Genomic DNA, 11,987 nt, shown 5'->3' with positions numbered 1-11,987 from the left:
GGCCAACCCCGTCGACGTGGGCCGTCGGCCGGACGAAGTAGTCTTGAGCGCATGCCTGAACGCCGCACCGTCGCACTCGTCACTCTTGGCTGCGCCCGTAACGAGGTGGACTCGGAGGAGCTCGCAGGCCGTTTGGAGGCGGACGGCTGGCAGCTCGTCGAGGACGCCGCGGACGCCGACGTCGCCGTGGTCAACACCTGCGGCTTCGTCGAAGCCGCCAAGAAGGACTCCGTCGACGCCCTGCTGGAGGCCAACGACCTGAAGGACCACGGCAGAACCCAGGCCGTCGTGGCGGTGGGCTGCATGGCCGAGCGCTACGGCAAGGAGCTGGCCGAGGCGCTGCCCGAGGCCGACGGCGTGCTCGGCTTCGACGACTACGCCGACATCTCCGACCGGCTGCGGACCATCCTGTCCGGCGGCATCCACGCCGCCCACACCCCGCGCGACCGCCGCAAGCTGCTGCCGATCAGTCCCGCCGAGCGCCAGGAGTCGGCCGCCTCGGTCGCGCTGCCCGGCCACGGCCCCGCCGACCTGCCGGAGGGCGTCGCGCCCGCCTCCGGCCCCCGCGCGCCCCTGCGCCGCCGCCTGGACGGTTCCCCGGTGGCCTCCGTCAAGCTCGCCTCCGGCTGCGACCGGCGCTGCTCCTTCTGCGCCATCCCGTCCTTCCGCGGCTCCTTCGTCTCCCGCCGCCCCGCCGACGTGCTGAACGAGACCCGCTGGCTGGCCGGGCAGGGCGTGAAGGAGATCATGCTGGTCTCCGAGAACAACACCTCCTACGGCAAGGACCTGGGCGACATCCGCCTGCTGGAGTCCCTGCTGCCCGAACTGGCCGGGGTCGACGGCATCGAACGGGTGCGCGTCAGCTACCTCCAGCCGGCCGAGATGCGGCCCGGCCTGATCGACGTGCTGACCTCCACCCCGAAGGTCGCCCCCTACTTCGACCTGTCCTTCCAGCACTCCGCGCCCGGCGTGCTGCGCGCCATGCGCCGCTTCGGCGACACGGACCGCTTCCTGGAACTGCTGGACACCATCCGGACCAAGGCCCCCGAGGCCGGTGTGCGCTCCAACTTCATCGTCGGGTTCCCCGGGGAGAGCGAGTCCGACCTGGCCGAGCTGGAGCGCTTCCTCAACGGCGCCCGTCTGGACGCCATCGGCGTCTTCGGCTACTCCGACGAGGAGGGCACGGAAGCGGCGACGTACGGCGACAAGCTGGACGAGGACGTCGTCGCCGAGCGGCTCGCCCACATCTCCCGGCTCGCCGAGGAACTCGTCTCGCAGCGCGCGGAGGAGCGCGTCGGAGAGAGCGTGCACGTCCTCGTGGAGTCCCTGGACGGGGAGGACGGCGTCCACGGCCGGGCCGCGCACCAGGCGCCCGAGACGGACGGCCAGGTGCTGCTCACGAGCGGCGGGGGACTGGGCGTCGGACGTATGGTCGAGGCGAAGGTGGTCGGTACGGAAGGTGTCGACCTGGTGGCCGAGCCGGTGACCGGCTCGCAGGCGTGCAGCGAGGAGGCGGGCAGATGACCGGAGTCCCGGCATCCGCCGCGGGCGGCTCCTCCGGCGCACCGGGCGCCCGTGGGCCGGCCACCGCTGCCGACGGCACCGCGTCCGGGGCATCCGGGGGCACTCCCGGTCCCGCCGGTCCCGCTCCCGGGCCGGAGGACGGCGTACGGACCGCGCGCGGCGGGAAGCTGGCGGCGGCGGCCGTCAACCAGGCCAGCGTGTGGAACGTCGCCAACCTGCTGACGATGGTGCGGCTGCTGCTCGTCCCCGGCTTCGTGGCGCTGATGCTGGCGGGCGGCGGCTACGACCCGGCCTGGCGCTCGCTCGCCTGGGCGGCCTTCGCGATCGCCATGATCACCGACCTGTTCGACGGGCACCTGGCGCGCACCTACAACCTGGTCACCGACTTCGGCAAGATCGCCGACCCCATCGCCGACAAGGCGATCATGGGGGCGGCGCTCGTCTGCCTGTCCGCCCTGGGCGACCTGCCGTGGTGGGTGACCGCGGTCATCCTCGGCCGGGAGCTGGGCATCACGCTGCTGCGTTTCCTGGTCATCCGCTACGGCGTGATCCCGGCGAGCCGGGGCGGCAAGCTCAAGACGCTCACCCAGGGCGTGGCCGTGGGCATGTACGTCCTGGCGCTGACGGGGTGGCTGGCCAGTCTGAGGTTCTGGGTGATGGCGCTGGCGGTCGTTCTCACGGTCGCCACGGGTCTGGACTACGTGAGACAGGCCATTGTGCTGCGCCGGCGGGGAATCGCCGAGCGCGCGGCGGCGTTGGAGGAGACGGAAGCGTGAATTCCCCGGCCACTGAACTGGTGCGACTACTGACCGTGAGGGGCGAGACCCTTGCCGTCGCCGAGTCGCTCACCGGTGGGCTGGTGGCGGCGGAGATCACGGCCGTCCCGGGGGCGTCCAAGGTCTTCCGGGGCTCGGTCACCGCCTACGCCACCGGGCTGAAGCACGCACTGCTGGGCGTCGACGCCGCCCTCCTGGCACGGCACGGGGCGGTGGACCCGCAGGTCGCGGGTCAGATGGCGGCCGGTGTGCGCACGGTCCTGGGGGCCGACTGGGGCATCGCGACGACCGGGGTCGCCGGGCCCGACCCGCAGGACGGCAAGCCCGTCGGGACGGTGTTCGTCGCCGTCGACGGGCCGCCCGCCGCCGGCTCCGGTTCCGCCGGTGGCGGAAAAGTCGAGGCCCTGCGGTTGAACGGCGACCGTGCGGAAATTCGTATGGAGAGTGTACGGAGCGTACTCGCAGTGCTCCTGAAGGAGCTCGTGGGCGAACAGACTGGGAATGAGCGGGCACAGGATACGGAACGGAACGGGGGGTTTTGATGTTTGCAGCCCTGAGTGAACACGACATCGCTCCCCGCACGGCCGCGGCGCGAGGCGGTACGGTGGGGCGAGAAGGATGCGGCTACGCGGTCCGAGGAGGGAGCCACCGATGATCCTGCTCCGTCGCCTGCTGGGTGACGTGCTGCGTCGGCAGCGCCAACGCCAGGGCCGTACTCTGCGCGAAGTCTCCTCGTCCGCCCGAGTCTCACTCGGCTATCTCTCCGAGGTGGAGCGGGGGCAGAAGGAGGCTTCCTCCGAGCTGCTCTCCGCCATCTGCGACGCGCTGGACGTACGGATGTCGGAACTCATGCGAGAGGTGAGCGACGAACTGGCGCTCGCCGAACTGGCCCAGTCCGCCGCGGCCACCCAGCCCGTGCCCGCGCCGGTCCGTCCGATGCTGGGCTCCGTCTCGGTGACCGGTGTGCCACCGGAACGGGTGACCATCAAGGCGCCCGCCGAAGCGGTGGACGTGGTCGCCGCGTGACGTGCGCGAGCGCGGCCTAGCGACTCGACACCCCCCGATACGTGTGAAGCCCCGGCCGGGCTGCCCAGGCGGAGACCTGGGATCCCGGCCGGGGCTCTCTTCGGCCTCCTCCACCGTGCCATGTCCCTTCGGTGCCCGTTTGCCGGTGTCCCGTGGGCGGGTCATGGTGGAAGGACGTGCCGGCGCCCAGCATCGGAGGAAACGGATGTACGTCGTGAAGAGCTCCCTGCCCGACGACGACCTGAAGACCGTGGCCGAGGCGCTGCAGGGCGCCCTGCTGGATCTGGTGGACCTCTCGCTGGTCGCCAAGCAGATCCACTGGAACATCGTCGGACCGCGCTTCCGGTCCATACACCTCCAGCTGGACGATGTCGTCACCTCCGCCCGCACCCACTCCGACACGGTGGCCGAGCGGGCCTCCACGCTCGGCGTCCCGCCGGACGGCCGTGCGGCCACCGTGGCTTCCGGCAGCGGCCTGGGGACCACCCCGGCCGGCTGGATCAAGGACACGGACGCCGTCGGGACCATGGTGGCCGCCCTCGGCGCGGTGATCACCCGGATGCGCGGCCGGGTCGAGGGCACCGCGGAGGCGGACCCCGTCTCCCAGGACATCTTCATCGGCATCACCGCGGACCTCGAGAAGCACCATTGGATGTTCCAGGCGGAGAACGCGTAGCGCGTGGACCCCGGGCGCCCGCCCGGTGCCGGGCCGCCCTCCCCCGCGGGGGCCGTCCTGCGGCCCGCCGCTCCCGGGGCCGCGCCGTCGGCCCCCGGCCCGGGCCCCGGATTCCGGACGGGCCCTGTCCCGTGGCACCGGCGCTGCACCGGTGACCCGCCGGTGCGCCCTCCCCTGCGTGCAGGCAGCGGTTCTAGCGTCCGGCCGGAGGTGGCGCCATGGTGAGGCGGGCGATGTGCTGGGGAGTCGTGCTGGCGCTGGGAGCCGCGTGGTGGTGGGCCGTGCTGCGGATCGTCCTCGGGGAGGGAGCGGGCGTTCTCGAAGGGGCCGTCGCGGCCGGGGGGTGGGGGCTGAGCGTGCTGCCGGTGCACTGCGTGCCCGAGCGGCGGGCCGTGGGCGCCCTCGGGGTGGGGCGGTGGCCGGCCGCCTGGCGGGCGGGGCAGGCCGCCCGTGCGGCGGCGGAGCCCCGTGCGGGCGAGGAGTCCGCCAGGCTGTGAGCGCCGGTTCGCCCGGCGTCCTGCGACTCCCCGGCGCCGTGCGGCGGGGCGGGCCGGTGCCCGGTGCCGGGCGTCACCTGCCCGGGCGGGGATGGCGGTGGCGCCGGTTCTGTGCCGTTCCGGGCGCGGGTGCGGGGCCCGGCTGGCAGGTGGGACACCAGTAGGTGGGGCGTTCCCGTGTGCCGTCACCCTGGTCGGTGACGCGGACGGGCGTGCCGCAGCGCAGACAGGGCCGGGACGCGCAGCCGTAGACGAACAGGTTCTGCCGGTGCAGGCCGGTGGTGGTCTGCCGGACCGGGCGTTCGCGGTTCGCCTCCAGCAGCTTCTTGGCCAGGGCGAGCAGGTTCGCGGCGCGGTCCGCGGGCAGCGCCCCGACCGGCAGCCAGGGGGTCACACCGAGCAGGAAGCACAGCTCGCTCTTGTAGACGTTGCCGATCCCGGCGAAGACGCGCTGGTCGAGCAGGGCCTCGCCGAGGGGACGGGCGGGATCCGCGAGGAGGTTGGCCAGGGCGCGCTCCGGGTCCCAGTCTGGGCCGAGCAGGTCGGGACCGAGGTGGCCGACGGCCCGCTCCTCCTCGCCGGTGCGCAGCAACTCCACCACCGGCAGGCGGTAGCCGACGGCCGTGCGGTCGGCGGTGCCGAGGACCGCGCGGATCTGGTGGCCCGGGCCGCCCCGCCAGCGCTCGTCCGTCCCGAACACCTTCCAGGCGCCCTCCATGCGCAGGTGGGTGTGCAGCGTCAGACCGCCCTCGACACGGGTGAGCAGGTGTTTGCCCCGGGAGATCGTGTCCACGACCGTACGGCCGGTGAGGTCGACCGTGGCGTACCTGGGGACCCGGAAGTCGCTGCGGGTCAGCACCTCGCCCGCGAGGGCCTCGTGGAGCCGCCGGGCGGCCTGCCAGACCGTGTCACCTTCGGGCATGGCTCAAGGGTGCCACGCGGGCCGGCGCACGGCGGTCCCTGCCCCGGCCGGCGGCCCGCGCTCAGGCTCTCAGGCGCAGGCCGCGCGGGGTGGCGACGAAGCCCGCTCCTTCCAGGAGGGCGCCGGCCGGGGAGGTCAGGGCCTGGGCGCCGTTGATCCGCTCGACCATGAGCGTGCCGAGGGAGCCCGCTCGGGCGGCTGTCGCGAGGGCCTCGGCGGCCAAGCGCAGGCGTGGGTCGTCGGCCGGGGCGGCGTCCGGGTCCGCGGGCCAGGCCAGCAGCGTCCTGCCGCCGCGCTCCACGTAGAGCGTCAGCTCGCCCTCCACCAGGACGACCAGTGAGCCCGCCTTGCGGCCCGGTTTGTGCCCGGCACCCGCCGGCGGTTCGGGCCAGGGCAGGGCGGCGCCGTAGGCGTTGGCCGGGTCCGCCGCGGCGAGCACCACCGCGCGCGGGTCGGGGGCCGGGGAGGGGGTGCGGCGGTCGCCGAAGCCCCGGCCGGCCCCCGGGCCGTACGGGGAGGCGGAGCCGCCGCCCCGCGGGCCGCCGTGACCGGGGGCGGCGAAGGGGCCGGTGGGGGTGGGGGCGCGCGGGGAGAGGTGGTCCTGCGGGACGGCGGAGTTCTCCGGCGGCCGGGTGAAGCCGCCGTCGGGGTCCGGGTGGGCGAGTGCGCCGTCGGTCCGGTCGAAGGCGCCGGGCGTGGCGTGGCCGCCGTCCGTGGGGGGCGGGGTGCTTTCGTCACCGGGGGCGCGGGGGAGCGCGAAGCCGTTCCGCGGGCCAGGGGCGGGCAGGCCCTCGCCGCGCTCGCGGGCGTTGGACACCGCGCGGAGGCGGTCGACCGCGCCGTCCATCGCGAACTGGGCGGCGCCCAGCCCCTCGACCACGTAACCGCGGCGCGCCCGGCCGCTCTCCTCGAAGACGGACAGGACGCGGTACACCGCCGAGAAGCCGCCCTCGACGCCCTCCGCGGCGACCGCCCCCCGGGTGACCACGCCGTGCCGGTCCAGGAGGGTGCTGGCCAGGGCGTGGACCCGCACGGTGGCGTCCGGTTCCGGCGCGGGCAGCAGCGACCAGCGGCCGGCCACGGTCGGCGGACCGGTGCGGGACGCGGCCGTCGGGGAGCCGTAGCGCCCGCGCGGCACCGTGCGCTTGGCGCGGTGGGCCGTCGAGCCGGCGGTACGGCCCGATCCCAGGAGGGAACGCATCGGCGTCAGCGTGTCGTTGGTGAGCCGTCCCGACCAGGCCAGGTCCCACAGGGCGTCCGCGAGCCGGGACTCGGTGACCTCCGGGTGCGCGCCGGCACGGACCCGGTCGGCGATCTGCCGGAAGAACAGGCCGTAGCCGCCGGAGAGGGCGTCCAGCACGGACTGGTGGAGCGCGGTCAGCTCCAGCGGGTGCGGCGGCGGCAGCAGCAGTGGGGCGGCGTCCGCCAGGTAGAGGGAGACCCAGCCGTCCTTGCCGGGCAGGGCACCCGCGCCGGCCCACACCACCTCGCCCGCGGCGGTGAGTTCGTCGAGCATCGCGGGCGTGTAGCCGGCCACCCGCGAGGGCAGCACCAGCCTCTCCAGCGCGGAGGCGGGCACGGACGCGCCCTGCACCTGCTCGACGGCGCGCACCAGTCCGTCGACGCCGCGCAGGCCGTGGCCCCTGCCGATGTGCTGCCACTGCGGCAGGAACTGGGCGAGGGCGGCCGGCGCCACGGGCTCCAGTTCCTGGCGCAGGGCCGCCAGGGAACGGCGGCGCAACCGGCGCAGTACGGCGGTGTCGCACCACTCCTGGCCGATGCCCGCCGGATGGAACTCGCCCTGCACGACACGGCCGTTCGCGGCGAGCCGGTGCAGGGCGCCCTCGGTGACCGCCACGCCCAGGCCGAACCGGGCCGCCGCGGTGGCCGACGTGAACGGGCCGTGGGTGCGGGCGTGGCGCGCGAGGAGGTCACCGAGGGGATCCTTGACGGGTTCGGTGAAGGCCTCGGGCACTCCGACCGGCAGCGCCGTGCCGAGCGCGTCGCGCAGGCGGCCCGCGTCCTCGACGGCCGCCCAGTGGTCGGTACCGCCGATCCGGACCCGGATGGCCCGGCGGGCGGCTGCCAGCTCCTGGCCCCACTGCGGCTCGGCGCCCCGCTCGGCCAGTTCGGCGTCCGTCAGCGGGCCGAGCAGACGCAGTACGTCGGCCACGCCCTCGACGTCCTTGATCCGGCGGTCCTCGGTCAGCCACTGCAGTTCGCGCTCCAGCTCGGTGAGCGCCTCCGCGTCGAGCAGTTCGCGCAGCTCCGCCTGGCCCAGCAGCTCGGCCAGCAGCCGGGAGTCCAGGGAGAGCGCGGCGGCACGGCGCTCGGCGAGCGGGGAGTCGCCCTCGTACAGGAACTGGGCGACGTACCCGAACAGCAGGGAGCGGGCGAAGGGGGACGGCCCGGGGGTGGTGACCTCGACCAGGCGGACCCTGCGGGACTCGATGTCACCCATCAGCTCGACCAGCCCGGGGACGTCGAAGACGTCCTGCAGGCATTCGCGGACCGCTTCCAGGACGATCGGGAACGAACCGAACTCGCTCGCCACCTGGAGCAGTTGGGCCGCCCGCTGGCGCTGCTGCCACAACGGGGTGCGGGTGCCGGGCCTGCGGCGCGGCAACAGCAGTGCGCGCGCGGCGCATTCGCGGAACCGGGAGGCGAACAGCGCGGAGCCGCCGACCTGGTCGGTGACGATCCGGTCGACCTCGCCCTTGTCGAAGGCGACGTCCGCCGCGCCCACCGGTTCCCGCTCGCCGTCGTACTCGGCGCCGGCCCCCACGGGCTCCTGGTCGAGCAGGTCCAGGCCCATCACGTCGGCGTCGGGCAGGCGCAGCACGATGCCGTCGTCGGCGTGCATGACCTGCGCGTCCATGCCGTACCGCTCGGAGAGGCGGGCGCCCAGGGCGAGCGCCCAGGGAGCGTGGACCTGGGCGCCGAACGGGGAGTGGACGACGACCCGCCAGTCACCCAGCTCGTCGCGGAAGCGCTCGACCACGATCGTGCGGTCGTCCGGGACGTGCCCGCAGGCCTCCCGCTGCTCGTCCAGGTAGGACAGCACGTTGTCCACCGCCCAGGCGTCCAGGCCCGCGGCGAGCAGCCGCAGCCGGGCGTCCTCCTTGGGCAGCGAGCCCACCTCGCGCAGGAATGCGCCCACCGCGCGCCCCAGTTCCAGGGGGCGGCCCAGCTGGTCGCCCTTCCAGAACGGCAGCCTGCCCGGCACACCCGGCGCGGGGGAGACCAGGACGCGGTCGCGCGTGATGTCCTCGATGCGCCAGGAACTCGTCCCCAGGGTGAAGACGTCGCCCACCCGGGACTCGTACACCATCTCCTCGTCCAGCTCACCGACCCGGCCGCCGCCCTTCTTGGGGTCGGAGCCGGCCAGGAACACGCCGAACAGGCCCCGGTCGGGGATCGTGCCGCCGGAGGTGACGGCGAGGCGCTGGGCCCCGGGGCGGCCGGTGATCGTGCCGGCCACGCGGTCCCAGACCACGCGCGGGCGCAGCTCCGCGAACGCGTCCGAGGGGTAGCGGCCCGCGAGCATGTCGAGGGTGGCCGTGAACGCCGACTCGGGCAGCGAGGCGAAGGGCGCGGCCCGCCGGACGACGGCGAGCAGGTCGTCGAACTGCCAGGTGTCCAGCGCCGTCATGGCGACGAGCTGCTGGGCGAGCACGTCCAGGGGGTTCGAGGGCACCCTGAGGGACTCGATGGCGCCCGAGCGCATCCGCTCGGTGACCACGGCCGCCTGCACCAGGTCGCCCCGGTACTTGGGGAAGACCACGCCGGTGGAGACGGCACCCACCTGGTGTCCCGCGCGGCCGACGCGCTGCAGGCCGGAGGCCACCGACGGCGGGGACTCGACCTGCACGACGAGGTCGACGGCGCCCATGTCGATGCCCAGCTCCAGGCTGGACGTGGCCACCACGGCGGGCAGGCGGCCCGCCTTCAGGTCCTCCTCGACCAGGGCGCGCTGCTCCTTGGAGACCGAGCCGTGGTGCGCGCGGGCGATCACCTGGGGCGCGCCCTGGGCCGCGCCCGATCCGCCCATCAGCTCGGCCGGGGCGTGATGCTCCTGCAGGGGCTCGCCCGTGGCCCGCTCGTGGGCGATCTCGTTGAGCCGGTTGCACAGCCGCTCGGCCAGGCGCCGCGAGTTGGCGAACACGATCGTGGACCGGTGGGCCTGCACCAGGTCGGCGATGCGCTCCTCGACGTGCGGCCAGATCGACGGCCGTTCCGCCCCCTCGTCGCCGTCGGCCGCCGGGGAGCCGCCCAGCTCGCCCATGTCCTCGACCGGGACGACCACCGACAGGTCGAACTCCTTGCCCGAGTCGGGCTGGACGATCTCCACCTTGCGGCGCGGCGAGAGGTACCGGGCCACTTCGTCCACCGGCCGCACCGTCGCCGACAGGCCGATCCGGCGGGCCGGCCGGGGCAGCAGCTCGTCCAGCCGTTCCAGGGACAGCGCGAGGTGCGCGCCGCGCTTGGTGCCCGCCACCGCGTGCACCTCGTCCAGGATCACCGTCTCCACCCCGGTCAGCGCCTCGCGCGTGGCCGAGGTCAGCATGAGGAACAGCGACTCGGGCGTGGTGATCAGGATGTCCGGCGGGCGCGTGGACAGCGCGCGCCGCTCGGCGGCCGGGGTGTCACCGGAGCGGATGCCCACCCTGACCTCGGGCTCGGGCAGGCCCCGGCGCACGGACTCCTGGCGGATGCCGGTCAGGGGGCTGCGCAGATTCCGCTCGACGTCGACCGCCAGGGCCTTGAGCGGGGACACGTACAGCACCCGGCAGCGCTTCTTCAGGTCGGCCGGAGGGAGCGTGGAGGCCAGCTGGTCCAGGGCGGCGAGGAACGCCGCCAGGGTCTTGCCCGAGCCGGTCGGGGCGACCACCAGCACGTCCGAGCCCTCCCCGATGGCCCGCCACGCGCCGGCCTGGGCCGCGGTGGGCGCGGAGAACGCCCCCGTGAACCAGCCGCGGGTCGCGGGTGAGAAGCCGTCGAGGGCCCGGTGTGCGGAGCTGACCATGCGTCCATCCTGCACCCGGCCACTGACAATCGGCCCGACCCGGGCGGCCGGCCGGACGCGGAGCCCGTTGCCGGGCGGCCCGCGGCGGTGGGTGCCGACGGTGGGTGCCGGCGGGACCGGCGGGACCGGCGGGACCGGCGGGACCGGCGGACAATGGGGGCATGACGGGTTCAGGCGAGCGGGCGCGGCACTGGCGGTACGAGGAACTGCCCTGCCCGGCGTCGGCCCGCTGCCCCAGCGCCGGCCGCGGACGGCCGGAGCCCGGACCGCCGCACGCGCGCGTGCCGTCCTGGAGGGGCGGATGGCCGGGCCGCCGACCCTGCAGCGCCTGGCCACCGACCTCGGCACCGGCCCCTTCGCGCTGCTGCGGGCCTTCCGCGACACCTACGGCGTGCCCCCGCACACCTGGCTGACCGACGCCGGGGTGCGCCGCGCGCGGCTCCTGCTGGACGCGGGTACCGCACCCGCGCAGGCCGCCGTCACCGTCGGGTTCACCGGCCAGTCCCACCTCAACCGGCACTTCACCCGGATCGTCGGTGTCCCACCGGGCGCCTACCGGCGGGAGCGCAAGAACGTCCAAGACCCCGGCCGGCGGCCGTCCGTACCGTGCGGGGCGCGAGACAGCGGACAACACGTACCGATCGGGCCACCGGGGACGCGGCCAGGCCCGACGCCGTGGTGCGGGACGCCCAGGGGGTCGGGATCGCCGTGGGCCTGTCCGGGTTCGCCTTCGGAGTAACCTCGGCCGGCAGCGGGCTCGGACTGCTCCAGACCTGTGCGCTCAGCCTCCTGGTGTTCACCGGGGCCTCCCAGCTCGCCCTGGTCGGCGCGCTCGCCGCCGGGGGCGGCCCGTTCACGGCCGCGGCCGGCGCCTTCTTCCTCGGGGTGCGCAACGCCTTCTACGGGCTGCGTCTGTCGCAGTTGCCGGCCCTTGCGCGCGCGGTGCGGCCGTTCGCGGCCCAGTGGGTGATGGGTGATCGACGAGACCACGGCCGTGACACTGGCCCAGCCCGCCCGGCGCGCCGCGCGGATCGGTTTCACCGTCACCGGTCCGAGTCTCTACCTGCTGTGGAACCTGACCACACTGCTCGGCGCGCTGGGCGCCGCAGCGCCCGATCGCGTCCAGCACCCGCAGTGCGTACCCGGTGTGCAGGGGCTGGCTCAGGGGACCCCGCAGGTCCGGCTCCAGGGCGTACCCGTAACCGCCGTCCTCGCTGCGGTAGGCGTCCAGCGCGGTCTCCACCGGAGCGGGGGAGCCGTTCAGGAAGTGGTACGCGAAGAGGTGCTGCTCCAGCACGCGCGCGGCGAGCCAGACGAACTGCCCGGCGCGCGCGAGCGGGGAGCACGCGGAAGGCGGGGACGAAGGGTGTGAAGGGTGCGGAAGGTCCGGAGGGGGTGAAAGTGGCGAGGGGTGCGAAGGGCCTGAAGGGGTGGAAGAGGGGTGCGGGGAAGCTCCTGTGTCGGACATGCGACAGTCCGTAGGACGCGGAGCGGCCCCGGCGGACGGCCCCGGGCGGGCCGCACCTCCGGGGGCGGGATA

Annotated in this window: 8 protein-coding genes and 3 pseudogenes; 8 read left to right on the top strand and 3 right to left on the bottom strand. The window is 74.8% G+C overall.

Going from position 1 to position 11,987, the window contains the following annotated elements; translation table 11 throughout:
• The first annotated feature begins 51 nt into the window (after window positions 1–51).
• The 6 genes from rimO (at window position 52) to QQY24_RS08345 (ending at window position 4,499) form a co-directional block, all read left to right on the top strand.
• A complete protein-coding gene (rimO, locus tag QQY24_RS08370; RefSeq protein ID WP_301972045.1) occupies window positions 52–1,524 on the top strand; it encodes a 30S ribosomal protein S12 methylthiotransferase RimO in 1,473 nt (490 codons plus the stop codon).
• Window positions 1,521–2,300: a CDP-diacylglycerol--glycerol-3-phosphate 3-phosphatidyltransferase gene (gene pgsA, locus QQY24_RS08365; protein ID WP_301972044.1), complete on the top strand. Its 780-nt coding sequence runs from the start codon at window positions 1,521–1,523 to the stop codon at window positions 2,298–2,300. Before rimO ends, pgsA begins: the two co-directional genes overlap by 4 nt.
• Window positions 2,297–2,842 (top strand): CinA family protein, encoded by a 546-nt coding sequence (locus QQY24_RS08360; RefSeq protein WP_301972043.1) that lies wholly within the window; start codon window positions 2,297–2,299, stop codon window positions 2,840–2,842. The genes pgsA and QQY24_RS08360 overlap by 4 nt, the downstream gene beginning before the upstream one ends.
• A gap of 109 nt (window positions 2,843–2,951) precedes the next feature.
• Window positions 2,952–3,326 carry a helix-turn-helix domain-containing protein gene (locus QQY24_RS08355; protein WP_301972042.1) on the top strand — a complete coding sequence of 125 codons (375 nt, stop codon included), beginning with the start codon at window positions 2,952–2,954 and terminating at the stop codon, window positions 3,324–3,326.
• 205 nt (window positions 3,327–3,531) lie between these two features.
• On the top strand, window positions 3,532–4,002 hold the full coding sequence (locus QQY24_RS08350) for a Dps family protein (RefSeq protein WP_301972041.1): 471 nt from the start codon (window positions 3,532–3,534) through the stop codon (window positions 4,000–4,002).
• Between the two features lie 218 nt (window positions 4,003–4,220).
• A complete protein-coding gene (locus QQY24_RS08345; protein ID WP_301972040.1) occupies window positions 4,221–4,499 on the top strand; it encodes a hypothetical protein in 279 nt (92 codons plus the stop codon).
• A gap of 73 nt (window positions 4,500–4,572) precedes the next feature.
• Here QQY24_RS08345 and QQY24_RS08340 read toward each other — a convergent pair whose 3' ends face one another.
• Window positions 4,573–5,421: a DNA-formamidopyrimidine glycosylase family protein gene (locus QQY24_RS08340; protein ID WP_301972039.1), complete on the bottom strand. Its 849-nt coding sequence runs from the start codon at window positions 5,419–5,421 to the stop codon at window positions 4,573–4,575.
• A 61-nt stretch (window positions 5,422–5,482) separates the two neighbouring features.
• Window positions 5,483–10,447, bottom strand: a complete 4,965-nt coding sequence (locus tag QQY24_RS08335) for an ATP-dependent helicase (protein WP_301972038.1) — start codon at window positions 10,445–10,447, stop codon at window positions 5,483–5,485.
• A gap of 223 nt (window positions 10,448–10,670) precedes the next feature.
• On the opposite strand from QQY24_RS08335, the pseudogene QQY24_RS08330 reads away from it, so the two are divergent.
• Together QQY24_RS08330 and QQY24_RS08325 are read left to right on the top strand one after the other, a co-directional pair.
• A pseudogene (locus tag QQY24_RS08330) lies at window positions 10,671–11,186 on the top strand (helix-turn-helix domain-containing protein); the annotation flags it as partial.
• Window positions 11,123–11,558 (top strand): annotated as a pseudogene (locus tag QQY24_RS08325) (AzlC family ABC transporter permease); the annotation flags it as partial. The pseudogenes QQY24_RS08330 and QQY24_RS08325, both read left to right, overlap by 64 nt.
• Here the strand turns inward: QQY24_RS08325 and QQY24_RS08320 are convergent.
• A pseudogene (locus QQY24_RS08320) lies at window positions 11,532–11,915 on the bottom strand (hypothetical protein); the annotation flags it as partial. The pseudogenes QQY24_RS08325 and QQY24_RS08320 overlap by 27 nt on opposite strands.
• Window positions 11,916–11,987: the final 72 nt, after the last annotated feature.

Origin of the sequence: Streptomyces sp. TG1A-8 (assembly GCF_030499535.1) — a bacterium.
Classification (GTDB): Bacteria; Actinomycetota; Actinomycetes; order Streptomycetales; family Streptomycetaceae; genus Streptomyces.
This window is presented reverse-complemented; position numbering and strand designations above follow the sequence as displayed.

Coding starts and splice junctions, on each gene's coding strand:
- QQY24_RS08345 (WP_301972040.1), top strand. CDS start 4,221: ATGGTGAGGCGGGCGATGTGCTGGGGAGTCGTGCTGGCGCTGGGAGCC.
- QQY24_RS08350 (WP_301972041.1), top strand. CDS start 3,532: ATGTACGTCGTGAAGAGCTCCCTGCCCGACGACGACCTGAAGACCGTG.
- QQY24_RS08335 (WP_301972038.1), bottom strand. CDS start 10,447: ATGGTCAGCTCCGCACACCGGGCCCTCGACGGCTTCTCACCCGCGACC.
- QQY24_RS08355 (WP_301972042.1), top strand. CDS start 2,952: ATGATCCTGCTCCGTCGCCTGCTGGGTGACGTGCTGCGTCGGCAGCGC.
- QQY24_RS08340 (WP_301972039.1), bottom strand. CDS start 5,421: ATGCCCGAAGGTGACACGGTCTGGCAGGCCGCCCGGCGGCTCCACGAG.
- rimO (WP_301972045.1), top strand. CDS start 52: ATGCCTGAACGCCGCACCGTCGCACTCGTCACTCTTGGCTGCGCCCGT.
- pgsA (WP_301972044.1), top strand. CDS start 1,521: ATGACCGGAGTCCCGGCATCCGCCGCGGGCGGCTCCTCCGGCGCACCG.